Source organism: Cobetia sp. 4B (genome assembly GCF_018831605.1).
Taxonomy (GTDB): domain Bacteria; phylum Pseudomonadota; class Gammaproteobacteria; order Pseudomonadales; family Halomonadaceae; genus Cobetia; species Cobetia amphilecti.
The window spans coordinates 3036417-3060156 of the sequence record NZ_CP059843.1; the positions used below are offsets into that span (position 1 = coordinate 3036417).

The 23740-nt window shown below is 63.4% G+C and carries 18 protein-coding genes and 2 pseudogenes; 8 read left to right on the forward strand and 12 right to left on the reverse strand.

What is annotated here, in order from left to right:
• The first annotated feature begins 134 nt into the window (after positions 1-134).
• The gene (locus H2O77_RS12530; RefSeq protein ID WP_215823223.1) at positions 135-1631 is read left to right on the forward strand and encodes an SLC13 family permease; all 1497 of its coding nucleotides are present in this window, start codon (positions 135-137) and stop codon (positions 1629-1631) included.
• Positions 1632-1863: 232 nt separating this feature from the next.
• Here the strand turns inward: H2O77_RS12530 and gltS are convergent, their stop codons facing one another.
• A complete protein-coding gene (gene gltS, locus H2O77_RS12535) occupies positions 1864-3054 on the reverse strand; it encodes a sodium/glutamate symporter (protein ID WP_043331271.1) in 1191 nt (396 codons plus the stop codon).
• 457 nt (positions 3055-3511) lie between these two features.
• The gene (locus tag H2O77_RS12540; protein ID WP_043331272.1) at positions 3512-5236 is read right to left on the reverse strand and encodes a 2-isopropylmalate synthase; all 1725 of its coding nucleotides are present in this window, start codon (positions 5234-5236) and stop codon (positions 3512-3514) included.
• 557 nt (positions 5237-5793) lie between these two features.
• Here H2O77_RS12540 and H2O77_RS12545 point away from each other — a divergent pair.
• A complete protein-coding gene (locus tag H2O77_RS12545) occupies positions 5794-6282 on the forward strand; it encodes an Lrp/AsnC family transcriptional regulator (protein ID WP_043331273.1) in 489 nt (162 codons plus the stop codon).
• 126 nt (positions 6283-6408) lie between these two features.
• On the opposite strand, the gene hppD is transcribed toward H2O77_RS12545, so the two are convergent.
• Together hppD and H2O77_RS12555 are read right to left on the reverse strand one after the other, a co-directional pair.
• Positions 6409-7488: a 4-hydroxyphenylpyruvate dioxygenase gene (gene hppD, locus H2O77_RS12550; protein ID WP_153636268.1), complete on the reverse strand. Its 1080-nt coding sequence runs from the start codon at positions 7486-7488 to the stop codon at positions 6409-6411.
• A 358-nt stretch (positions 7489-7846) separates the two neighbouring features.
• A complete protein-coding gene (locus H2O77_RS12555) occupies positions 7847-8452 on the reverse strand; it encodes a LysE/ArgO family amino acid transporter (protein WP_043331275.1) in 606 nt (201 codons plus the stop codon).
• 135 nt (positions 8453-8587) lie between these two features.
• Between H2O77_RS12555 and H2O77_RS12560 the strand changes: the two genes are divergently transcribed.
• Positions 8588-9526 (forward strand): LysR family transcriptional regulator ArgP, encoded by a 939-nt coding sequence (locus H2O77_RS12560; protein ID WP_215823224.1) that lies wholly within the window; start codon positions 8588-8590, stop codon positions 9524-9526.
• A gap of 39 nt (positions 9527-9565) precedes the next feature.
• On the opposite strand, the gene argE is transcribed toward H2O77_RS12560, so the two are convergent.
• On the reverse strand, positions 9566-10804 hold the full coding sequence (argE, locus tag H2O77_RS12565; RefSeq protein ID WP_240548601.1) for an acetylornithine deacetylase: 1239 nt from the start codon (positions 10802-10804) through the stop codon (positions 9566-9568).
• A 231-nt stretch (positions 10805-11035) separates the two neighbouring features.
• Positions 11036-12244: a formaldehyde dehydrogenase, glutathione-independent gene (gene fdhA / locus H2O77_RS12570; protein WP_054555477.1), complete on the reverse strand. Its 1209-nt coding sequence runs from the start codon at positions 12242-12244 to the stop codon at positions 11036-11038.
• 441 nt (positions 12245-12685) lie between these two features.
• Here fdhA and H2O77_RS12575 point away from each other — a divergent pair, with 441 nt between their 5' ends.
• Together H2O77_RS12575 and H2O77_RS18125 are read left to right on the forward strand one after the other, a co-directional pair.
• Positions 12686-13063 carry a hypothetical protein gene (locus H2O77_RS12575; RefSeq protein ID WP_043331278.1) on the forward strand — a complete coding sequence of 126 codons (378 nt, stop codon included), beginning with the start codon at positions 12686-12688 and terminating at the stop codon, positions 13061-13063.
• Between the two features lie 905 nt (positions 13064-13968).
• Positions 13969-14647: pseudogene (locus H2O77_RS18125) on the forward strand (class I SAM-dependent methyltransferase).
• A gap of 43 nt (positions 14648-14690) precedes the next feature.
• Here H2O77_RS18125 and H2O77_RS17940 read toward each other — a convergent pair.
• The 5 genes and pseudogenes from H2O77_RS17940 to H2O77_RS12600 form a co-directional block, all read right to left on the reverse strand.
• Complete coding sequence (locus H2O77_RS17940; protein ID WP_240548602.1) at positions 14691-15182, reverse strand: FUSC family protein; 492 nt, start codon at positions 15180-15182, stop codon at positions 14691-14693.
• A 112-nt stretch (positions 15183-15294) separates the two neighbouring features.
• A pseudogene (locus H2O77_RS17945) lies at positions 15295-15762 on the reverse strand (DUF2955 domain-containing protein); the annotation flags it as partial.
• Between the two features lie 9 nt (positions 15763-15771).
• Entirely contained in the window at positions 15772-16839 is a 1068-nt protein-coding gene (locus H2O77_RS12590; RefSeq protein ID WP_215823225.1) for an HlyD family secretion protein, read from the reverse strand.
• The gene (locus tag H2O77_RS12595) at positions 16836-17357 is read right to left on the reverse strand and encodes a MarR family transcriptional regulator (protein WP_052384225.1); all 522 of its coding nucleotides are present in this window, start codon (positions 17355-17357) and stop codon (positions 16836-16838) included. The genes H2O77_RS12590 and H2O77_RS12595 overlap by 4 nt, the downstream gene beginning before the upstream one ends.
• A gap of 359 nt (positions 17358-17716) precedes the next feature.
• Positions 17717-19270 carry a sigma-54-dependent transcriptional regulator gene (locus H2O77_RS12600; protein ID WP_043331281.1) on the reverse strand — a complete coding sequence of 518 codons (1554 nt, stop codon included), beginning with the start codon at positions 19268-19270 and terminating at the stop codon, positions 17717-17719.
• 427 nt (positions 19271-19697) lie between these two features.
• Between H2O77_RS12600 and phhA the strand changes: the two genes are divergently transcribed.
• The 3 genes from phhA (at position 19698) to H2O77_RS12615 (ending at position 22217) form a co-directional block, all read left to right on the forward strand.
• Positions 19698-20579, forward strand: a complete 882-nt coding sequence (phhA, locus tag H2O77_RS12605) for a phenylalanine 4-monooxygenase (RefSeq protein WP_215823226.1) — start codon at positions 19698-19700, stop codon at positions 20577-20579.
• A 104-nt stretch (positions 20580-20683) separates the two neighbouring features.
• Positions 20684-21022 (forward strand): 4a-hydroxytetrahydrobiopterin dehydratase, encoded by a 339-nt coding sequence (locus H2O77_RS12610; protein ID WP_215823227.1) that lies wholly within the window; start codon positions 20684-20686, stop codon positions 21020-21022.
• Between the two features lies 1 nt (position 21023).
• Positions 21024-22217, forward strand: a complete 1194-nt coding sequence (locus H2O77_RS12615; RefSeq protein ID WP_215823228.1) for an amino acid aminotransferase — start codon at positions 21024-21026, stop codon at positions 22215-22217.
• 134 nt (positions 22218-22351) lie between these two features.
• On the opposite strand, the gene H2O77_RS12620 is transcribed toward H2O77_RS12615, so the two are convergent.
• Positions 22352-23578: a LysR family transcriptional regulator gene (locus H2O77_RS12620; RefSeq protein ID WP_215823229.1), complete on the reverse strand. Its 1227-nt coding sequence runs from the start codon at positions 23576-23578 to the stop codon at positions 22352-22354.
• Between the last annotated feature and the right edge of the window lie 162 nt (positions 23579-23740).

Consider the following 23740-nt stretch of genomic DNA (forward strand, 5'->3'; position numbering starts at 1 on the left):
CGGGGATACATGCGCGACATGTAATGAATAACACCAATACGACAACTCGCCATCACCTACCATGACCCATACCAACAACACGATGACCACCATGATGAGGAAGCCAGTCGCCGACCGGCTTCTCTGGAGTCGACATGCCTGAGCAATCTCCCGATCACGTCGCTGATCAATCCACTACGCCGCCACAAGCGCCACTCGCGGCGCGCATCGGCCTGATACTCGGACCCCTCCTGTTGCTGCTGACCTGGCTGACACCGGCGCCGGGTGACATGCCGGACAGCGCCTGGTTCTGCGTCGGCCTGGCCCTGCTGATGGCCACCTGGTGGGCCACCGAGGCCCTGCCGATTCCGGTGACCTCGCTGCTGCCCATCGTGCTGGTGCCGGCGCTTGGCATCGACGACATCAAGAGCACCACCGCCGCCTATGCCAACCCGACCATCTACCTGTTCCTCGGTGGCTTCCTGCTCGGGATCGCCATGCAGCGCTGGGACCTGCATCGCCGCGTGGCCCTGCATACGCTGAAGCTTGCCGGTCACTCGCCGCGCCGCCAGATCGCCGGCTTCATGATCGCCACCGGCTTCATCAGCATGTGGGTGTCCAACACCGCCACCAGCATCATGATGCTGCCCATCGGCATGTCAGTGGTCAGCCTGATGTCCAGTGGTCAGGATGAGCGCGACAGTAATGACCCGGAACTGAAGCGCTACGCCGCCGCCCTGCTGCTGGGCATCGCCTACTCCGCCAGCCTCGGCGGCATCGCGACCCTGATCGGCACGCCGCCCAATGCCCTGCTGGCAGGCTACCTGTCCAGCGATCAAGGCATCGAGATCGGCTTCGCCCAGTGGATGGTCGTCGGCCTACCGGTCGCCATCGCCATGTGCGCCATCACCTGGTGGTGGCTGACGCGCACGCCCTTCTCCTTCAAGTCCGAGACGGCAGACAGCGGCGAGATGATCAGCCGTGAGCTCAAGGCACTGGGCGCCATGAGCAGCGCCGAGAAACGTGTCGGCGTCGCCTTCCTGGTGGCTGCCCTGCTGTGGATGTTCCGTCCGCTGATCAACCAGATGGGCCTTGCCTGGCTGTCGGACACCGGCATCGCCATGGCCATCGGCGTGGGCCTGTTCGCCATTCCCTCCGGCACCTCACGCGGCCGCCGCCTGCTGGTGTGGGAAGACGCGCGTGACCTGCCCTGGGGCGTGTTGCTGCTGTTCGGGGGTGGTCTGGCACTGGCGGGCGTGATCAAGAGCTCGGGCCTCGCCGAGTGGATCGCCGGCCAGCTATCGATGTTCAGCGTGCTGCCGCTCATCGGCCTGGTCGCCATCGTGGTCGTGGTGATCATCTTCCTGACCGAGGTCACCTCCAATACCGCGACGGCAGCTGCCTTCCTGCCGCTGCTGGGAGCACTGGCGCTGTCACTGGACATCGATCCGCTGCTGATCACCGTGCCGGCGGCCATCGCGGCCAGCTGTGCCTTCATGATGCCGGTGGCGACTCCGCCCAACGCCATCGTGTTCGCCACCGGCCACCTCAAGATCCAGACCATGATGCGCGCCGGCTTCTTCCTGAACCTGGCCGGTACCGTGGTCGTCACCCTGCTGGCCTATGGCCTGATCGTGGCACTGTGGGTGTAGAGGCAAGTGCTGACGCGGGGCCTGGAAGAGAACGAAGGTGAAAGCGAAGGTGAGAACGAGGGCGAGAGCACAAGCGCCTGACGAGCTTCTCACCGCCCTTGAAGCCTGAGCCCTGGAAACCTGCAAGCCTCAGCCTCCCCGAAACGACAACGCCGGACTCCAATGGAGTCCGGCGTTGTCGTTCATGCCAGGCAGATTCTGCGACTTCTCATCATGACACCTGCTGTGATGTTCAGAAGAAGCCGAGGAAGCCCTTGATGATCAGCGAGTTGGCGATATCGATCAGGAACCCCCCCACCACCGGCACGATGATGAAGGCCAGACGCGACGGCCCGTGGTGCTGCGTGACCGCCTGCATGTTGGCGATCGCCGTCGGCGTGGCACCCATGCCGAAACCACAGTTACCCGCGACCAGTACCGCAGCGTCATAGTTCTTGCCCATCAGGCGGAAGGTGACCTGGGTGGTGTAGAGGAACACCAGCGCGACCTGTGCCAGCAGGATGGCCAGAATCGGCAGTGCCAGATTGGCTAGATCCCAGAGCTTGAGCGTCATCAGCGCCAGCGCGAGGAAAATGGACAGGCTGATGTTGCCCAGCACATCCACGGCGTGGGTATTGAGGTGCTTGTCGCCGAAGGCGCGCACCACGTTGCCGATGACGATACAGCTGAACAGCACCCACACGAAGGTCGGCAGCGAGAAGGCGGTGCCCGACGTGAGTGACTGCAGCTGCTGGCCACAGACGACCCCGAGCAGCAGCATGAAGAGTGTCTTCAGGGCATTGGACGTATTCAGCGGATGCTGGACTTCCGTCTCGTCATATTCGGAATCGCTGACCTGGGCGTTGATGTCCTGCCCTTCACGCTTCATGCGATTGATCAGGAAACGCGCCGTCGGCCCACCGATCAGGGAACCGAACACCAGCCCGAAGGTGGCACAGGCCATCGCGACTTCCATCGCGCCATTGATGCCATATTCGTCGGCGAAGACGTTGGCCCATGCCGCGCCGGTACCGTGGCCACCGGACATGGTGATGGAACCGCCGAGCAGACCCAGTACCGGATCAAGACCGAACAGACTGGCAACACCGACACCCAGCAGGTTCTGCAGGATGAGCAGACCGATGACCAGCGCGAGGAACAGCACCAGCTTGCTGCCGCCGGCACGAATCATGCGCACGTCTGCCGACAGGCCGACGGAGCCGAAGAACAGCAACATGAAGGGAGTCTGGAGACCGCCGAAGAACTGGAACTCGTAACCCAGGCCGCGCAGGCCGGTGACGATGATGGTAGCGATGAGGCCGCCGACCACAGGCTCGGGGATATTGAATTCGCGCAGCACGCGCACGCGCTCGACGATCAGATGGCCAACGACGAGGACAAGCGCCGCCAGCAACAGGGTGGTGATAGCATCAAGTTGAATCATGCGATACCGATGAGTAGTTGTGGGTTGTTCTAGCGGACCTCCTGAACGAGAGGTGCACTGGCGATGCCCGATCAGAGCAGGGATGGGGACGCATCCATTATCTCTTCAATCAGGGGGTTTGCCTTTGCACCGCTTGGAATTGTTGTGTTCTCGAATCCGGTCTGCCACCAGATCGTTATCATTATGCGGGTGCAGCGATGATACGCAGGGTGGGCACCGGTGCAAGCCCGGATGTTGACTGAGCCGTCAACATCAGACAAAAGTCTATAGCGGCCTGGCGAGCATGACACGTATTTTCCACGCAAGCCTGCCCGTGTCAGCCCAGCAACGGCGGGCGTGAGCGCCAGCTGGACAACTTCTGCCCTGCCGCGAAACGCAAAGACCCCCGCTCTGATGAGCGAGGGTCTCGAGAGAGGCAAAAAAGCCCCTGATCAGTCATGCATGAGGCGTGTTGTCGTCAGACAGCGACCGGGCCGGCTTCCTCGGCACGTTCCGCTTCGCTGCGTGCACTGCTTTCCAGGCCGCGATTGACCGCCGACAGCACGGCCTTGAGCGATGCGCTCACGGTATCGCCATCCTCGGCCATGCCGCAGACACGCTTGCCATCCAGGTTGAGCATCACGAAGGCCACCGCGACGGCATCGCTGCCTTCGCCGAGGGCGTGCTCACCGTAGTCCACCACGCTGACGGTGGAACCGGTGTGACGCTGCCAGGCATCCATGAAGGCGGAGATGGCACCGTTGCCTTCGCCGGCCAGCGCAATCTGCTCGCCCTTGTCATCGACCAGTGTCGCGGTGAGCTGCTCGGCCCCTTCACGATCCAGACGATAGCCCTTGAGACTCAGCGGCGCTTCACGCTTGAAGCTGGCATCGAGAATCGCGCGAATCTGGTCGCTGGACAGCTCACCACTGACCTGCTCGCTGGCCTTCTGCACGTGCGGCGCAAGCTCGAGGCTCATCCAGCGCGGCAGGCTGATGCCATGATCGCGCTCGAGCAGGAAGGCCATGCCACCCTTGCCGGACTGACTGTTGACGCGGATCACCGCCTGGAAGTCGCGGCCCAGGTCCTGCGGGTCGATGGGCAGATAGGCGACCTGCCACGGCTCGTCAGGCTGCTGCTTCTTGAGGCACTTGCGGATGGCGTCCTGGTGACTGCCGGAGAAGGCGGTGTAGACCAGCTCGCCGACCCACGGGTGACGCGGGTGAACCGGCAGATTGGTGCACTCGGTGTAGACCTGGATGATCTCGTCCGGGTTGGAGAGATCCAGCTCCGGATCGATGCCCTGGCTGTAGAGGTTCATCGCCAGGGTGATCAGGTCCATATTGCCGGTGCGCTCACCGTTGCCCAGCAGGGTGCCTTCGATGCGATCAGCGCCGGCCAGCAGGCCAAGTTCGGCGGCGGCAGCGGCGCCACCGCGGTCGTTGTGGGTGTGCAGCGAGATGATCGCGCAGTCACGACGGCTCAGGTGCTTGATGAAGTACTCGACCTGGTCGGCGAAGTGATTGGCCGGGCCCACTTCCACCGTGGCCGGCAGGTTGAGGATGCAGCGTTTTTCCGGCGTCGGCTGCCAGACATCCATCACCGCCTCACATACCTCGACGGCGTAATCCATCTCGGTAGAGGTGAAACTCTCCGGCGAGTACTGGAACACCCAGTTGGTGTCCGGGTAGCGCTCGGCGTAGTCCTTGACCAGCTGTGCACCCTCGACGGCGATGGCCTTGATGCCGTCACGGTCCATCTCGAACACCCGCTCACGCTGCACGGTGGAGGTGGAGTTGTAGACGTGAACGACGGCATCACGCGCGCCGACCAGCGATTCGAAGGTACGCGCGATCAGATGCTCACGCGCCTGCACCAGCACCTGGATGCTGACGCCTTCCGGGACCTGGTCTTCCTCGATCAACCAGCGCACGAAGTCGAAATCGAGCTGACTGGCGGAGGGGAAACCGACTTCGATCTCCTTGAGGCCGATCTTGACCAGCAGCTTCCACATCAGCTTCTTCTGCTCGACCGTCATCGGCTCGAGCAGCGCCTGATTGCCATCACGCAGGTCGACACTCGCCCATAGCGGCGCCTGGGTCACGGTACGCGACGGCCACTGGCGGTCGGTCAGTGCAACAGGGGTCACGGGGCGATATTTGGTGTGGTCGAAGGCAGCACTTGGCGTGGATGCAGCAGTCATGGTCGTGTCCTTGGCGGTCTGGGTGCGAAAAACCGGCAATCGAGGCCCGATACGGGAGATCGATGGCACCTTTCGCACTCAACAGTGTCCCAATCGGGGCGCCTGAGTAAATGTGAGATGACGAAGGCGTGAAGGCCTTGCATCCGAAAGCTTGCCGTCAGCAGGGCAAGCAAGCAAGTCGGGGGCAGCGTAACGTCACTGCCCGCCGCAAGCTCCGGGACCGGATCACGGTCACCAGCGCGAAGAGAAGGACGGTGGGATCACCACCAGAGCCCTTTCGGCAGCCTCGCTTCGATCAGAAGCCGACTGCGTTCCGCGTTCACCGGTTGCAAGAGGCGTGTCGCCAGCGCCGGTGGCTCATCCTGCTCAGGTCTGTCGTTCGTGTCGTGCGTCGTGTCATGCGACAGCCACGACCCGAACGGGCGTCTTCATCGCTGAGCAGTGATTACAGTATATGCCGCATATCAGGGCGGACGATTGCGAAAACCACATGACATCGCCATCTTAAAAGCAGATTATTTCACCATTCACATCTTCACCGCTAATGGATTGCGAAAATGAGCCAGAATATTCCTCTCCCGACACTGGACCGCTTCGACCGTCGCATTCTTGACGAGCTTCAGCACTCGGGTCGCATCAGCAATCAGGAACTCGCGGAGCGCATTGGCCTGTCACCGTCGCCTTGCCTGCGCCGTGTCCGTGCGCTGGAAGAAAGCGGCATGATCACCGGCTACCGCGCCCAGATAGATGCCCGCAAGCTGGGCCTCAGCCTGATGGCGTTGCTGCATATCTCGATGGACCGCCACACCCCGGAGCGCTTCACCAACTTCGAGGACACCATCGCCTCGCTGCCCCAGGTGATGGAATGCCTGCTGATCACCGGCCAGGAAGCCGATTACCAGCTCAAGGTGGTGGTCAAGGACATGGATGACTATCACGACCTGCTGCTCAAGCAGATCACGCGGATCGAAGGTGTGACCGGCGTGCATTCAAGCTTCGTGCTGCGCCAGGTGATCGATCACCAGCGCGTCCCGACGACCTCCTGAGCCTGACTGCCTGAATCAAGACTTCAGCAACACGAAAGCCCCGTCGGCTATCACCGGCGGGGCTTTCGTGTTGCTGAAGATACCATCGTGATCACGCGGTGATCAGGGCGTGCCGGAATGGGTGGATCACTCGGCGCCGATGATGCCGCGGCGGATCTGGTCTTCCTCGATGGATTCGAACAGCGCCTTGAAGTTGCCCTCGCCGAAACCATCGTTGCCCTTGCGCTGGATGATCTCGAAGAAGATCGGTCCGATCACCGTCTCGGTGAAGATCTGCAACAGAATCCCCTCCCCCGGCGCGCCATCGACCAGCAGATTCAATGCCTTGAGGTCCTCGACATTCTCTTCATGGTTGGGCACCCGCGCATCGACCTTCTCATAATAGGTGGCCGGCGTGGTCAGGAAGGTGACGCCATTGGCCTTGAGCGCCTTGACGGTGGCATGGATATCATCCGTCGCCATCGCCAGATGCTGGATGCCCTCGCCATGGTATTCGCGGATGAATTCCGCGATCTGGGAGTCATCATCCGCTGACTCGTTGATGGGAATGTGCATCTTGCCGCACGGTGCCGTCATCGCGCGCGAGAAGAGCCCAGTCATCTTGCCTTCGATATCGAAATAGCGGATCTCGCGGAAGTTGGCGATACGCGCATAGAAGTCTGCCCACACATCCATCTGGCCACGCCCGACATTGTGGGTCAGGTGATCCAGCGTATGCAGGCCGACACTGTTGGCATTCTCGATTGCGCCGTCGATGGCGACGAAGTCGGTATCGTAGATCGAGCGCTCACGGTGATGGTCCACGAAGTACAGCACCGAACCGCCGATGCCTTGCACCGCGGGGATGCCCACCTCGCCCGGCCCGACCGGATGCTCGACGCTGCGCGCACCGTGCGCCAGGGCGTAGCGATGCGCCTGCTCGGCATCCGCCACGCGCCAGGCCATCGCACAGGCACTCGGTCCGTGGATCGCCGCGAATTCCGCCGCCGGGCTGTTCGGCTCGGCGTTGAGCACCACATTGATGCCGTGCTGTTGGAACAGGAACACCTGCTTGGAGCGATGGCGACGGGTCTCGGTAAATCCGAGCTGGTTGAACAACTTGCGCAAGGCATCGATGCCGGCCGCATCCGGGGCCGTGAATTCGACGAACTCGAAGCCGTCCGTGCCGATGGGATTGTGCTGTTCGATACGCGCCGGTGCGTTCATGAGGGGCTCCTGAGTCAGGCTGCCGACAAGGCAGGCAAGGTAGAGAAAAGGCGGGCAACATCCTTCACGACAGGCGAACGGATCGCGATGATCACCTGTCGTGTCCCGATTCCGTTATCGGAAATCTATGCCTTGCCTGCCGCCCTGCCCATGCGCCTTGCGCCCTCATTGGTGCCGTGTCCGGCCTCTTCTCACGCCAGACATGTAACGAAACCCTGCCATGGCGCTGACGGCCATCTCGACACTGCCCCCTCGGGGCATTCCCATTGCCGCCAGCGCCTGACACTGCGTCATGCTTTCTTTACACCTATCGGCGCGTCACGCCTGCTGTTGCCTCTTTCCCATCTTGCGTTGGCCGCTAGAGCCAGGCACCGCTGCCCAGCTGCCAGGCCACCCACAGCAGAATCGTGGCGATGAAGGCCTCGATGACCTGCCAGGCACGCGGGCTGGTCAGGCGTGGCGCCAGCCAACCGGCACATGCCACCAGGCCGAAGAACCAGCCGAAGGAGGCCAGGCTCGCCCCGACGATGAAGCTTTGCGGGGACGGCTGCTGCGCGCCGATCGCGCCCAGCATCACCAGCGTATCCAGATAGACCTGCGGGTTGAGCAGCGTGACGGCCAAGGTCGCCGCCAGCACCTTGCCGAGATTGGCCTTGAGGGCATTGCTCGCCGTCAGCTGGCCGCCAGTGCGCATGCGCCCCAACGCCTTGAGTGCCTGCCAGAGCAGAAACGCCACCCCGCCCCAGCGGGCAATGCTCATCAACAGCGGCGACTGCTGCATCAGCGCCCCCAGCCCGAGCACACCGGCGATGATCAGCACGCCATCACACAGCGCGCAGAGCCCCGCCACCCACCATTGATGCTCGCGCTTGAGTCCCTGCCCCAGCACGAAGGCGTTCTGCGCCCCGATGGCGATGATCAAGCCTGCGCCTACCCCTGCCCCATTGAAGAATGACCACCACATATCGCCTGTCCTTTCGTCGTGTCGTTGCCGTGACTGACGACGCCTGCCACGGCTGTCAGTGCTGAGGCAGGCAGAGTACGCTAGGATGAATCCATCAAGGAAATTGATTCAGGGAATGGATCATAAGGAATACTGATGCTGGACTATAAACTGCTGGAGGCACTGGCGGCCGTCATCGATCAGGCGGGCTTTGAACGCGGGGCGCGAGCACTGGGGCTGACGCAGTCAGCGGTCTCGCAGCGCATCAAGTTGCTGGAGGCACGGCTGGGACAGCCGGTACTAGTGCGTACACCACGCCTGGGGCCGACGCCGCTCGGGCGGCGCCTGCTCAATCATGTCCAGCAGGTGCGCCTGCTGGAGCACGACCTGCTCGACCAGATTCCCGCCCTCGGCGAGAGCGAGCAGCGGCTGCGCATCGCCATCAATGCCGATTCGCTGGCCACCTGGTGGCCGACCGTCACCGGCAGTTTCTGTCGCGAGCGTGACCTGTTGCTGGACATGCTGGTGGAGGATCAGGAAGTGGCGCTCAGGCGCATGCGTGATGGGGAAGTCGCGGGCTGCATCTGTGCCACGCCGCGCCCGGTGCAGGGTGCGCGCTCCCACCCGCTGGGCAGCATGCGCTATCGGGCGCTGGCCAGCCCGGACTTCGTGCAGCGCCATATCGCGAAAAAAGGCCACGCCATCCCGCCCCTTCTGCCGGCCGAGACCCTGCGCAGCATGCCCGCCATCGTCTATGGCCGTGATGACCGCCTGCAGCACCGGCTATTGTCGACCATGGGCTTCGATGAGCCCTTCCCCCACCATCTCTGCCCGTCGTCGGAAGGTTTCGTGCGCCTGGCCTTGAGCGGCATGGGCTACGGCATGATTCCCGAGCAGCAGGCGGCGCATCTGCTGGCCAGTGGTGAGCTGGTGGATATCGCGCCGAACCATGCCCTCGATGTGCCGCTTTACTGGCATCACTGGCGCCACGGTGGCAGCACGCTGGACAAGCTCACCGACCATCTGCTGCGGGAATGTGCCACGGCATTGCGCCCGATGCCGGAGCAGGAGACGCCCCGCCCCGGCATGCTGTGAGAGCACGTGTCAGTCGTGCATCAGGCTCAACACAAAGCCTCAGCCGCCCTGTTGCTCACGCACCAGCTGGGCCAGGAAGCGATCACAGGCCGCCAGCTGGCTGAGCTCGATATACTCATTGGCCTGGTGCGCGACCCCGATGGAGCCTGGCCCGCAGACCACCGTCGGCCAGCCTTCGCTCTGGAACTGGCCCGCCTCGGTGGTGTACGCCACAGCCTCGCTGGCCCGCTCATCGCCCAGCAGACGCTGGCAGAGGCGAATGGCCGGATCCCGATCGCCATGCCCCAGCGACGGCACCGTTTCCACCGTGCGTTCGCTACGAATCGCCACTTCTGGCGCCCGCTCACGATAGGGGGCGACCAGACGCTCGGCGTGGGCATCGATCTCCGCCAGCATCGCCTCGACATCCTCGCCCGGCAGATGACGCAGCTCCCAGTCGAAGATGCACTCCCCGGCGGTGATGTTGACCGCCGTGCCGCCCTCGATACGCCCGACGTGCAGGCTGGCGTGGGGCACATCGAAGCGCTCGTCCAGATGGCCGCAGTCGATGCGCGCCTGCATGCGGTCCTCGATGAAGGTCACCATGCGCGCCGCCAGATGGATGGCACTCACCCCCTGATAGACCAGGCTGGAATGCGACGGCTTGCCGGTCACCGTGGTGCGCAGATCGGTAATGCCCTTGTGAGCATCGACGATCGCCATCATGGTCGGCTCGCCCACCAGCACCGCCGCCGGACGCGGCAGGCGGTCACGCAGGCGTGCGATCATGCGCGGCGCGCCCAGACAGCCGATCTCCTCGTCATAGGAGAAGGCAAGAATCACCGGCTTTTTCAGCGTGCCCGCACGTTGGGCATTCACCAGCGCCGGCACCGCCGCCATGCAGCAGGCGATGAAGCCCTTCATGTCGGCGGAACCGCGCCCATGAAGGCGACCCTCGGCCTCACGCAGCGTGAAGGGATCGCTGTCCCAGGCCTGGCCCTCCACCGGCACCACATCGGTGTGCCCGGAGAGCACCACGCCGCCCTCGACTTCCGGCCCGATCACCGCCAGCAGATTGGCCTTGTCGCCGCCATCATTGTGGATGACCTCGGCACTGACACCGACCACTTCCAGGGCGTCGCGCAGGCAATGGATCAACGCCAGATTCGACTCGCGCGACACGGTATTGAAGCTGACCAGATGCGCCAGCCAGTCGCGGCTATTGGGCCAGTCGGAAAAATCGGCATGCTGCGGCATCAGGCTGGCGGTATTGGCGATGGTGGACGCTGAAGCGGACATGGGCATTCCTGTGCAGATACATCAGAGCGGAGAGCACCACGCGCAGCGCGCTGGCCTCATATGCCCACCGGTATAGCGCAGCGCCTCTTCGACAACAAGGGCCTGGCTGCAACATCCGCCTGGCAGGCACGCTTCAAAAAAGACGACGCTGCCACGCCCCGGCAAAGGGCGTGGCAGCGTCGTCTGTGGCGACAGAACTCCGCTACGGGCGGGATTCAGGCCGTGATGGCATCAGGCGGCACGGCCGTTGCGCACCATGGCGTGGGGGTCGATGACGAATTTCTTGGCAGCGCCGCCATCGAAGTCCGCATAGCCCTGCGGCGCTTCTTCCAGACTGATGACCTGCACATTGACCGCATCGGCGATATTGACGCGCCCGAACAGGATCGCCTGCATCAGCGGGCGGTGATACTTCATCACCGGGCACTGGCCCGTGTGCAGCGAGTGGGACTTGGCCCAGCCCAGCCCGAAGCGCATCGACAGCGCCCCGACCTTGGCGGCCTCATCCTCGGCGCCCGGGTCTTCGGTGACATAGAGGCCGGGGATACCGATCTGGCCGCCGGCACGCGTCAGCGCCATCGCCGAGTTGAGCACCGTGGCCGGCTGCTCACGGCCGTGGTCACAACCACAGCCATGCGCCTCGAAGCCGACGCAATCGACGAAGCAATCCACTTCGCGCTCGCCGAGAATCACCTCGACCTTGTCTTCCATCGAGCCTTCCTGACGCAGATCGATGGTCTCGCAGCCGAAGCTCTCGGCCTGCTGCAAACGCTCGGGAATCATGTCGCCGACGATGACGCAGGCCGCCCCCAGCAGCTGGGCGGACACGGCCGCCGCCAGCCCGACCGGCCCGGCACCCGCGATATATACCGTGGAGCCCGGCCCGACACCCGCGGTCACACAACCGTGGAAGCCAGTGGGGAAGATATCGGACAGCAGCGTCAGGTCACGGATCTTCTCCATCGCCTGGTCGGCGTCCGGGAACTTGAGCAGGTTGAAGTCGGCATAGGGCACCATGACGTAATCTGTCTGACCGCCAGTCCAGCCGCCCATGTCGACATAGCCGTAGGCCGCGCCGGGACGCGCCGGATTGACGTTCAGACAGATCCCCGTCTTGCCTTCCTTGCAGTTGCGGCAGCGGCCGCAGGCAATGTTGAAGGGGACCGAGACGATGTCACCGACCTTGATGAATTCCACATCGCGCCCGGCCTCGACGACCAGGCCGGTGATCTCGTGGCCCAGTACCAGGCCCTGCGGCGCCGTGGTGCGGCCACGCACCATGTGCTGATCGCTGCCGCAGATATTGGTCGAGACGACCTTGAGAATGACCCCGTGTTCACACTTGCGATTTCCCAGCGCCAGGGTCGGATAGTCCAGTGATTCGACGCTCACCTTCCCCGCTCCCTGGTATACGACTCCGCGATTGGCATTGGCTGACATGACGTGCTCCTGGCTGGCATGGGGTTTGGCACGTGGCCGGCGACAGGCAGACAAGCTGGCTTGCGCCGCCCGTCACTTTTCCTGCCTCGGCCACCAGCCCCCGGTCGGTGGCGTCCAACCGGTAGGGCTTATGCAGACTAGGTCAGTTGTCACAGGCTGGCTGTCCAGATGAGGCATCGACATGCCTAAATGAGACAGTTCACGACCAAAGTGTCACTTCGGCTGCCCGCAAGCCCGTTCGCCAGTGCCCCCGCGCCTCTGCTGTTGGCGGCAGGCGACAGCCAGCGTCGATGCATCTCGACACTTGAAGCACGCGCCCATACCCCCCAGTACTGATGTCAGCGTCATCTTGACGACAGATATTGCGACCCGAGCCCGTTTACGACGGCTCTGGAAGACAGTTCTGAAAGACAGCTTTGAAAGACACTTCAAGGAGAGATCATGACCCTGACATCCAACGCCCTGCGCAATTCCTGCATGACCCTGGCCCTCGTCGGCTCCGCCTTCATCGCCGGTTGCGGCAACACCAGCGTGATCGAGAAGCAGGACACACGCTACGAAGTCAGCGCCGTCGATGAAGACCGCGATGATGCCATCGCGCAGGTCAAGGAGCGCGCGCTCGAGGTATGTGAAGAGCAGGACCGCGACAAGTACGATGTGCTCGATTCGCGCGTCTTCGGCCCGCACGACGCCACCGCCAAGGCCGCCGATGGCAATGACCAGCTGGAAGGCGGCACCGTCAATGAAGATACCGAAATGGCTGCCGCCACCCATGAAGGCGAAGGCTACAAGGTCGTCTGGACCGTGCGCTGCCGCTGAGGCGTTCCCCGTCAGGTAGCGTGACCTGACAGCGCGATCGAACGCGAAAGCGAAAGTCGCAACGACGGCGAAAGCGAAAGCGCAGCATCCGTCAGAAAGCCGCCCCTAGGGGCGGCTTTCTTGCGTTCCGACACCAGGCGAGGACCCAGGGAAACCGACACTGCGGCACTTGAGTTCCAAGGCCGCAACCATCGGTTGCCCCACAAATCAGTCAATTGCACCGCCCCATTAGACGACTCTTGACTATGCTGAGACGAAAGCTGTCCCAGCGCTGCCCCTGATCGCCGCGTACACCTGGTGAAGAAAGTTGTTACCAGCCACCCGGCTGGCACGCCAGTGGCGACTCGGACGCTGTACCTGCAACCTCGCTGCATGAACATCGCTGCATGAAGCTCGCGCACAGCCATGCGAGACGTTCGACAGCCCTATCGCCCGGGGACTGTCGATCACTGCCATACGCCATGACGAACCCATCAGGACTCTCTGCGCCCGCGCGCCGTCAAGGAGGCTTTTCCATGAGTATCGAACAACGCCTGGCCCCCGTTGCACTCCCCGACACCCGTCATCGACGCACCGTCGAACATCTGCTGGCAGGTTCCGGCGTCAGGCTCAACGGGCCTGATCCCTGGGACATTCGCGTTCGCCATCCGGACCTCTTCCGGCGGGTGCTGAAGCAAGGCAGCCTGGGACTGGGCGAGGCTTACATGGAAGGCTGGTGGGACTGCGAGCAGATCGACGAGATGATCTGTCGCCTGCTGCGGCATGGCCTGGGAAGTCGTGCCCACACCACCAGCGAGCGCATCGCCTATCGACTGCAGGCCGGAGTGATCAATCTGCAGAGTCGCCGCCGCGCCGGCGTGGTCGGCAAGGTGCATTATGACTTCGGCAATGACCTCTTCACGCGCATGCTGGATGACACCCTGTGCTACAGCTGCGGCTACTGGAAAGACCTGCCGGTGAGCGCGGAGAACCTGGGCAAGGCGCAACAGGCCAAGCTGGATCTGGTGTGTCGCAAGCTGGGGCTGGCGCCCGGCATGCGGCTGCTGGATATCGGCTGTGGCTGGGGGAGCCTTGCCGCCTACGCCGCGCGCCATTACGGCGTGGAGGTCGTCGGCATCACCATCTCCGCCGAGCAGGCCGCGCTGGCGCGCGAGCATTGCGCAGGACTACCGGTGGAGATCCTGCTCAAGGACTATCGCGACCCTGACTTCCGGCGGACGCTTCGTGCTGCATACCATCGGCTCCAACCAGAGTGATATCTCGGCCGACCCCTGGGTCAACCGCTATATCTTCCCCAATGGCGTGCTGCCCAGCGCCAGCCAGCTGGTACGCGCCAGCGAAGCGCATCTGGTGATGGAGGACTGGCACAACTTCGGCGCCGACTACGACCCGACATTGATGGCGTGGCGCGCCAATCTCGACCAGCACTGGCATGAGCTGGCCGATACCTATTCACCGCGCGACAAGCGCATGTTCGAGTACTATCTCGGCGCCTGCGCAGGCGCCTTCCGCGCCCGCCAGCTGCAGCTGTGGCAGGTGGTGTTCACCCATGGCACCGCAGGGCGCTACGACGCGCCACGCTGACCCGCCGCTCTCGGTGCGGCGACAGTCTCGACCGGCGACTGCCTCAAGAGGCGGGGCGAATCAGACGCGTCGCCGCGAAACGATTGAGCAGGGCGTGCATCAGGTAGATCAGCAGCATCGCGCTGCAGACCGCGACCAGCACGGAGCTGGTCCGGTAGAGCGCGCTGTAGATCAGGTCCTTGTCGGGCGACATGTACTGGCCAAACAGGATCGCCATGGTGGTCATGGCGCCCAGACCCGCACCGGAGCCCACCCGCTCCATAACATGGTGGCGCGCGAACAGCATCAAGCTCAGCCAGAGCCCCAGCGCTACCAGCCACAGCAACGAATAGTGCGTCATCAACACCAGCTGGATCGCCACCGCCACGTTGCAGCCCACCAACGTACCCGCGGCGCGCCGAATGCTGGCCTGAATGGCACCGAACCAGTTCATCGGAAAGAGAATCAGGATCGAGGCGATCTGCGCCGACAGCGAATCGCTCAGATCGAGCACCTGGAACATCACATAGACCACCATCGCCACCGCGGTGGTCAACAGCACTTCGTGACGGCGGCTGGCGCGGCGCCTTGTCCGGGAAGCAGTAATGCATCAGGGCCACGATCGAAAGCGTGGTGCCGCCACCGACGAAGTTGCACCACACCAGATCACTGATATCCGTGCTCGGGTAGCTGGCGAAATTCAGCTGCACATGCATGCCGACCACACTCAGGGCACCGAACAGGAACAATGGCCCGCGGCTCATGCAGTTGAACAGCACCAGCTGCATGCCAAGCACCAGCAGCAACATGATTGCCGGGTTGTCACCGAACAGCCCCTGCACGACGAGGGTGAAGGCGTTGTTGAGAAAGACGCTGGCCAGAAACTGCCGCGCGATGGAGGCGTTCAGTACCGGCACCAGGGCCAGCAGCAGAATCGGGTTGACCACGAAGAAGGTGCCGTAGGTCCAATCCATCCACTTGAGCAGCACGAAGCCCAGGGTGCCGCCGAAGGCGATCCGCAGGCACTGCTGGACATCGTTCTCGCTCAGGAGTGGCTCACCACCCTCGACGCGCGGTAAGGTCTCGCCACGTGTCCACAGACGGGACAGCCGGTCACGCAATGCATTCGCCAACATGCCGCCGCCTCAATAGATGTAATGCAGCAGGCTGACCGCACGCGCCTGGGCATGCGCCAGCCAGCTGGCTGGTCCGGCCACGGGGAACAGCTGTACGGTGGCGCGCGAGCCGGTCGGCAGCTGGCTGAGCGAGAGGCCATGAGCCCTCGGCATCACGAGATGGACGCGCATGCGCTGGGCATCACGCACCCAACGGTCGCTGTCCTCGGGGGCGGCCAGATAGCCATCGGCGTTGAGCTGTCCCGCCTGTACGCCTGAATCCCGCGATGAAAGCGTTGCCGCGAAGACCCGCCCCGGCTGCGCATCGAAGATGATGCTTGCCTGATCGCCGATCGCGACGCGTGACAGAGACTTCTCGCGAAAGTCGGCAATGACATCGGCACGATCGGCCACGATGGCCAGCCGCGCCTGGCCGGTGCTGGCGTAGGCACCGGCCACCAGCTGCATGTTGGACACCGTCCCGGCCTCGCGGGCGCGCACCTCGGTATAGGCCAGATCGAGACGCGCCTGCTCCAGCGCATTGCGCGCCTGACGCAGGCTCAGGTTATCGTCACCCGTCAGGCCCCGCTGCACCTTGAGCGCTGCCAGATCGGCCTTATCGGCCCTGACCGTCGCCTGCGCGCCCTGATAGCTGGCACGTGTCTGATCGTACTGCTGGCGCGAGATGCTGTGCGACTTGATCAACCGCGTGACGCGCGCCATCTCCAGCCGCTGCTCTTCCTCGCTGACACGGCTCTGCTCGAGCTGCGCCTTGGCCGCCAGAATCGAGGCATCCAGCTGTTGATTGGCCTGAATAGCGGCTTCCAGCGCCAACTCCGCCTGCTGCACGGCCAGCTGATATGGCTTTGCATCAATACGAAACAGCACATCGCCCGCCTCGACATGCTGGTTGTCGTGGACCAGCACCTCATCGATACGACCACTGACCCGCGATGCCACACTGACCACCGGGTGCATCACGCGCGCCTGGGACGTCATCGGCATCCACAGGTCCGCGATCAGGAAATACACGAAACTGAATGCGGCGATCAGCAAGGCTCCCCGCACCCAGCGCCGAAAGCGCTGATCGGATGTCACCCCTGACGACTCCGCTGATATTCAGCCTGGGAGCGCGCGATGCTGGCACTGGCATTGTCTTCGAACTGGAGCAGAGTGCGGGCGAAGGCATTGAGCGCTTCGTCATCGAAGCCGACGTACAGCTCGGCACGCACTCGCTCGATGCGCTCCGTCAACTGTGTCAGGCACTGGCGGCCTTGCTCGGTGAACCACAGGCATCGCGCCCGCTTGTCGGTCTCGTGCGGCACGCGCGCAATCAGCTGCTGAGCCTCGAGCTGGTTGAGGGTGCGTGTCAGCGACGGCATCTCGATGCCCAGCTCGCTGGCCAGCATCTGTTGGGTACAGCCCTCGCCGAGCTTTTCCAGATGGACCATGACCGTCCAGCGCGATTCTGTCATGTCCAGGCTACGCACCGCGCTGGTGATGGCGGTGCGCCAGAGACGGTGGACCCGACCGACCTGGCCACCCAGCGAGGGCTTGATCTGCTCGTGAAACGGGATTTCCTGTGTCGAATCCGTCCCCGGAGAATGTGCGTTCATGTATCATCTCTCGACATGAAGGCTCCCATGACACTTCCCCTCATCGGTACTGAGCGGAAGACCCACGAGAGCCTTGATTGGTGCGGCGTCAGGGCGGCTGTTGCCGGCGATATCAGACGCCACCTATATTAGCTTGCTAACAATATGAGAATCATACCCTTTATTAGCGAGCAAAACAATTCACCAATTCCGATATTCAAACACGCATTTAAGCGCCTCTGCGTCTCTGTCTTCTTGCCTGTCTTCTTGCCTGTCTTCTGACTTGTCTTCTTCCCCTTCTCCTCTTTCTTCTTTTGCGGCTCGTCTGCTTTGCTCTCGCCCTGTTGTCTTTTCTCTCCCGTCATCACCTGCGCCGCGGGTCATTCCTGCGCGATGCCGTGACGCTTGAGCTTGTTGGCGATGGTGGTATGCGAGACCCCCAGACGCTTGGCCAGCAATCGGCTGGACGGGTACTCGGGGTAGAGATGCGCCAGGATGCGCCGTTCGACCTCGTCATGGATATCGCCCAGACTGCCGGTCAGGTCGATGTTGTCGAGCCCCTCATCACGCGCCTCACCGGTCAGGCGCAGATGCTGCGCCTCGATCACCTCGCCATCGCACAGCGAGACGGCCTGGAACAGCACGTTCTCCAGCTGACGCACGTTGCCCGGCCAGTGATAGCCCTGCAGGCGCGCCATGGCCTCGGGCGAGATATCCCGCACGCGAGCGCCGATCTGACGCACCGCCCGCTCGAGAAAATGCCGCGCCAGCTCCTCGAGTCCATCCAGACATTCCCTGAGCGGCGGGATCTGCACACACAGTACATTGAGGCGATGGAAGAGGTCGTGGCGGAAGCGCCCTTCGCTGCACAGTGCCGGCAGGTCCTGTTGGGTGGCGCAGATCACGCGCACATCGAGGAAGGTCTCCTCATCGCTGCCGACACGCCGGAAACCGCCGTCCTGCAAAAAGCGCAGCAGCTTGACCTGCATGCGCGGACTCATCTCGCCGACCTCATCCAGGAAGATGGTGCCGCCGCTGGTCAGCTCCAGCAGGCCCAGCTTGCCCTCCGGGCGCGCGCCCTCGAAGGCGCCAGGGGCATAACCGAACAGCTCCGTCTCGGCCATCGATTCCGGCAGCCCCGCGCAATTGAGCGCCATGAAGGGTGCCTGGCCGCGGGGGCTAGCCAGGTGGCAGGCCCGCGCCAGCAGCTCCTTGCCGGTGCCGGTCTCGCCCTCGATCAAGAGCGGCGCATCCAGCGGTGCCATGCGGCGAGCCTCCTTGACCACTGCCGACAGCTGACGGCTCGCCTGGAATATCGCTTCGAAGCCGCGCACCTCGGTGCGCTGGATCTGATAGATACGCGAGCCCAGGCGGTCTGCACGATGCAGGGTGACCACGGCGCCCGCCAGCGAGGCGACATCCTCATTCTCGGTGTGCAGTGGCGCGATATCGGCGAGGAAGGTCTCCTCCCCCACCCGCAGGCGCAGGCCATTGACGCGAGCATTGTTGCGCCGGATCAGTTCCGGCAGGTCGACATCCTGGACATGACGCGTCAGCGCCAGCCCCGGCACCTCATCGATGCGCACCCCGAGCAACTTGCCCGCCGCGCGATTGGCCGCCACCACGCGCCCATCCATGTCGATGGACATCACCGGGTCTGACAGCGATGACAGCAGTGCATTGAGCTCCAGATGGCGTCGCTCGGTGGGCATCAGACTGACGCGACTGACCTTGAAGACCCCGGGAATCTCCTCGAGGGTCGGCTTCAGGGTCGAGAGCTGCATGCGCAGCATGTTGGGCACATGCAGATAGATGGAGTTGTTGGCCTCCCCGCCGACCTCACCGCGCAGCACGTTGAGGCCGTAATCGGCAAAGGGGGCCAGGATGTCGCGCAGAATCCCGATTCGATTCTGACAGGTCAGTTTGAGGCGCATGGCGTTCTCGGCATTGTCGTTGGAATTCTTGTTGGCATAGTCATCGAAATGGTGTCGCCGGCCTGGCGGTGTCGCTCGAGTGACGGGCGGCTTAGCGACGGACAGCTGAGTAACGGACAGCTGAGTGACGTTAACGTAAGCGTTATCAAAAACGTCGTAAAGCATTCCTTACAAAAGACGGCGACACAGCAGTGCACGAACGCCCGAATGGCACAGGATGCGCCCGATTACCGCTCCAGCGTCACAAATATGTGACAAGACACGCGCCAACGCAGCGTTATCTGCGGCGCAGAGCCACGCCTGACCACTGGTCAACGCCACCCGACAAGGCCTAGCGTTGTCATCGACATGCAAGGACTGGCATGTACGCCATAATGACAACACGGCAGCATGCTCGGCAGCGCCGCCATCTGGTTGGGGAGGTTGCATGAACGCACCGCAGGGTCGTCATTGGCCACAGACATCCCAAAAAGCTCAGCCCGGCTCGCAAACCAAGGCCAAGGGCACCCGCTACGTGGCCCATGAGCCGGATGCCCGGGGCAGGATCCATTACAGCGATCAGGAGAACTCTACCTGGCAGACACTGATGGCGCGCCAGATGGCGCTGGTCGAGGGGCGTGTCTGTCGCGAGTATCGGCAAGGGCTCGAGCGCCTTGCCCTGCCGGAGGACCGCATCCCCCAGCTTGGCGAGATCGATCGTGTCCTCGAGGCCGCCACCGGCTGGCGAACCGCTCGCGTGCCGGCCTTGATCCCCTTCACGCGCTTCTTCGAGCTGCTCGCCGAGCGGCGCTTCCCGGTCGCCACCTTCATCCGCTCCCCGGAAGAACTCGACTATCTGCAGGAGCCGGACATCTTCCACGAGATCTTCGGCCACTGCCCGATGCTCACCCACCCCGCCTTCGCCGAATTCACCGCCACCTACGGACGCCTCGGCCTCGCCGCCAGCAAGGAAGAGCGCGTCTATCTGGCCCGCCTCTACTGGATGACGGTGGAATTCGGCATGCTGCGCGAGACTCAACCCGATGGCAGTCATGCGCTGCGCCTCTACGGCGGTGGCATCATCTCCTCGCCGCGCGAGACCCGCTACGCCCTGGGTGAGCTTGCGGAGAGTCTCGAGCGCCCCGCGCATCTGCCCTTCGATGCCGTCGAGGCACTGCGCACCCCGTACCGCATCGACATCCTGCAGCCGCTCTACTACGTTCTGGAGTCACTGGACGATCTGCATGAACTCGCCAGTCGCGACATCATGGCGCTGGTCCACGAGGCGATGGCTCTCGGCCTCAAGACGCCGCGCTTCGCACCACGTTGATCGCACAGACATTGATCGCACCGGCGCTGATCGCACCGACGCCCTTGCCCCAAGGGGTACGCCTTTTCACCAGCCCCCTCTTTCCTCAAGCCGGAGATAGTGACATGACCGAACTCGCCAGACAGTCCTGTGAAGCCTGCAGCTTCGATGCGCCCAAGGTCAGCGATAGCGACATCGAGACGCTCAAGACCGCCATTCCCGAGTGGCAGTTGCTCAATCGCGATGGCATCATGCAACTGGAACGGTGCTTCACGTTCCGCAATTTCAAGCAGGCACTGGCATTCACCAATCGCGTAGGCGAGATTGCCGAGGAAGTCGGGCACCACCCGGCACTTCTCACCGAGTGGGGCAAGGTCACCGTGACCTGGTGGTCCCACCAGATGAAGGGTCTGCACAAGAACGATTTCATCATGGCCGCCAGAACCGACGAGGTAGCGAAATAAGATGTTCGAGCAGATTGCGCGTGTACCCGGGGATGCCATCCTCGGCCTGATCGAAGCCTTCAACAAGGACACCAACCCGCAGAAGGTCGACCTCGGCGTGGGCGTCTATCGCGATGCCAACGGCAATACGCCGGTCATGCGTGCGGTCAAGCAGGCCGAGAGCCGCCTGGTCGAGAACGAGGCCACCAAGACCTACATCGGTTCTCACGGCGACCCGCGCTTCGGCAAGGTCGTGCTACCGATGGTGCTGGGCGCCGAGTCGCCGGTGCTGGCCGCCAATCGCGCCAGCGCCACCCAGGCGCCCGGCGGTACCGGTGCCCTGCGTCTGGCCGCGGACTTCATCGCCAGCAACCTCAAGGGCCGTGATATCTGGCTGTCTACCCCGACCTGGCCGAACCACCTGGGCATCTTCGACGCCGCTGGCGTGACGCGCCACAGCTACCCCTACGTCGACGAGAACAACCGCCTCGACTTCGATGGCATGCTGGCGACGCTCAAGACCATCCCGGAAGGTGACGTGGTGCTGCTGCACGCCTGCTGCCACAACCCGACCGGTTTCGATCTGAGCCGCGAGCAGTGGGACCAGGTGCTGGAAGTCGTCCAGGCGCGCAAGCTGCTGCCGCTGATCGACTTCGCCTACCAGGGCTTCGGTGACGGTCTGGAAGAAGACGCCTACGGCGTGCGCCTGCTGGCCGAGAATGTCGATGAAGCCATCATCACCAGCTCCTGCTCCAAGAACTTCGGCATCTACTGCGAGCGCACCGGCTGCCTGATCCTGATCGCCAAGGACGAGGAGAGAATGCTCGACGTGCGCTCCCAGGCCGCGATCACCGCGCGCGAGAACTACTCCAACCCGCCGGCGCATGGCGGTGCGGTGGTCATCGATATCCTCGAGGACGACACCCTGCGTGGCGAGTGGAAAAGCGAGCTGACCGAGATGCGTGAGCGCATCAACGGCCTGCGTCGTGACTTCGTCGAGGCGCTCAAGCCGTATGGTCTGGACGAGCAGTTCGCCTTCATCGCCGAACAGCGTGGCATGTTCTCCTACACCGGCCTTTCGCCGGAACAGGTCGATCGCCTGCGTGACGAGTTCGGCATCTACATGGTGCGCTCCGGGCGTGCCAACGTGGCCGGCTTCTCCACCGAGAACCTGCCCTACGTGGCCAAGGCCATCGCGACCGTCGTCAAGAGCTGAGCCCGAACGAGCGCTGTCGTGAAAGACAAGAAAAACCCCGCCAATCGGCGGGGTTTTTTAATGGTCGGTTGTCTGACTTACTGTCTGGTCTGCTCTCTACTCTGAGGCAAGGCTTCAGCCAGGCGCCTGCGCCATCAGCCTTCCTCGTCTGCCAGCGGCAAGCGGGCAAGACTCGCCGCCACCTCCTCTTCGAGCAGGCTGACCAGCAAGGCCTGCACCGCGTGCAGCGACTCCCCTTCCTCGGCCGTCGGCAACTGCCACTTGAGCTCCAGATAGCGCTCGCTGCGCATCGAGAGCGGCAGGCCGATCAGGTCGCCTCTGGCATCCTCGAGCACCTGCTGCGCCGACAGCGCATCAATGATGGTGGCGGCACTGCCCGCGCGCGCCAGACGCCCGGCGCTGGCCGGCGTAGCGACTTCCAGCAGACTCGCCGGCGTCACGCGCTCTCGCTTGAGCAGCCCACGAATCAAGCGCCCCTGACTGCTGGTTTCCGGCAGATCCACGAAGGGGCGTTCATTGAGGCGTGCAAGGGTCAGCGGCTTGTCCAGCAGCGGCCAGCGTGAGGGCCACAGCAGCATCAAGGGCAGCTTCAGCGCGGGCGGTGCCTCGGCTTGCGCCTCGTCACTGGCCTCTTCACCTGTCCCGCTGCGGGAAGCGGCCCCTTCGGCATTGTGCGCATCATCCTCGACGTCAAACGGCAACTCCGGCGTATCCCCCAGCTCGGGCATGGCAGCCTTGGCGGTAGGCTTTGCCTCGTCGTCATCGCCTTCGATGAGTGTCGTCTCCTCGCGCGCACGCTGACGCAGGCTGGCCTTGAGCTCGCGGGCGCGTGCCGCCGCCGTCTTGGCACGCTTGCCGCCCTGGGGCTCCGGCGGCGCTTCCAGGCTCACCGCCATCGCGACCCGCCCCTCGCGGATGGCGAGATCATGCTGCGACACCTCGAGCACTTCCAGGCTTGGCAGCCACTCACTCAAGGCTTCACTGGCCGCGATGCGTGTCAGCCAACCGGCACTGAAGGCCTCCAGACCAGGCGTCACCGCCAGCACGAGACGCGGACGCTTGCCGCTGCCCGGCCCGAAGGCCAGTCGCCTGAGCTCGGATTGAGCACTGAACATCCGGGCGAGTGATGGCGTCAGGCGCTCGGCTTCCGGGGTCGGCACCAGCTTGCCACCCTCGCGCAGAAACAACGAATAGCCCAGCGTCTGCTCGAGTTGTGCCAAGCCCCGCGAGACCACCGGCACGCTGATCCCCAGTTGTGCGGCACCGCCTTTCATCGAGCCACACTCGATCACCGCCCACAGCATTTCCAGCTGACGCAGCCGTATGCCGGGTTCACGGGTGCCTGTGTCTGACTGCGCCATGGTGTTGCTCCTTGAAGGGTTCGTCCGCGATGCTCCGAGAGTCAGCGCTGGGCGCTGGCTCATTTAGCCTTACGCTAATCATGCTGGCGCCAAATGTCACGCTCAAGCTGCCTAGAGGGCGTCACGACCCCCTGAAACGACACTCCCCCCGCTGATGAATCA

Coding starts and splice junctions, on each gene's coding strand:
- gltS (WP_043331271.1), bottom strand. CDS start 3,054: ATGATTCAACTTGATGCTATCACCACCCTGTTGCTGGCGGCGCTTGTC.
- H2O77_RS12600 (WP_043331281.1), bottom strand. CDS start 19,270: ATGCGCCTCAAACTGACCTGTCAGAATCGAATCGGGATTCTGCGCGAC.
- H2O77_RS12575 (WP_043331278.1), top strand. CDS start 12,686: ATGACCCTGACATCCAACGCCCTGCGCAATTCCTGCATGACCCTGGCC.
- H2O77_RS12610 (WP_215823227.1), top strand. CDS start 20,684: ATGACCGAACTCGCCAGACAGTCCTGTGAAGCCTGCAGCTTCGATGCG.
- H2O77_RS12595 (WP_052384225.1), bottom strand. CDS start 17,357: ATGAACGCACATTCTCCGGGGACGGATTCGACACAGGAAATCCCGTTT.
- H2O77_RS12560 (WP_215823224.1), top strand. CDS start 8,588: ATGCTGGACTATAAACTGCTGGAGGCACTGGCGGCCGTCATCGATCAG.
- argE (WP_240548601.1), bottom strand. CDS start 10,804: ATGTCCGCTTCAGCGTCCACCATCGCCAATACCGCCAGCCTGATGCCG.
- H2O77_RS12540 (WP_043331272.1), bottom strand. CDS start 5,236: ATGACTGCTGCATCCACGCCAAGTGCTGCCTTCGACCACACCAAATAT.
- H2O77_RS12620 (WP_215823229.1), bottom strand. CDS start 23,578: ATGGCGCAGTCAGACACAGGCACCCGTGAACCCGGCATACGGCTGCGT.
- H2O77_RS12530 (WP_215823223.1), top strand. CDS start 135: ATGCCTGAGCAATCTCCCGATCACGTCGCTGATCAATCCACTACGCCG.
- hppD (WP_153636268.1), bottom strand. CDS start 7,488: ATGAACGCACCGGCGCGTATCGAACAGCACAATCCCATCGGCACGGAC.
- H2O77_RS12545 (WP_043331273.1), top strand. CDS start 5,794: ATGAGCCAGAATATTCCTCTCCCGACACTGGACCGCTTCGACCGTCGC.
- H2O77_RS12615 (WP_215823228.1), top strand. CDS start 21,024: ATGTTCGAGCAGATTGCGCGTGTACCCGGGGATGCCATCCTCGGCCTG.
- phhA (WP_215823226.1), top strand. CDS start 19,698: ATGAACGCACCGCAGGGTCGTCATTGGCCACAGACATCCCAAAAAGCT.
- H2O77_RS12555 (WP_043331275.1), bottom strand. CDS start 8,452: ATGTGGTGGTCATTCTTCAATGGGGCAGGGGTAGGCGCAGGCTTGATC.
- fdhA (WP_054555477.1), bottom strand. CDS start 12,244: ATGTCAGCCAATGCCAATCGCGGAGTCGTATACCAGGGAGCGGGGAAG.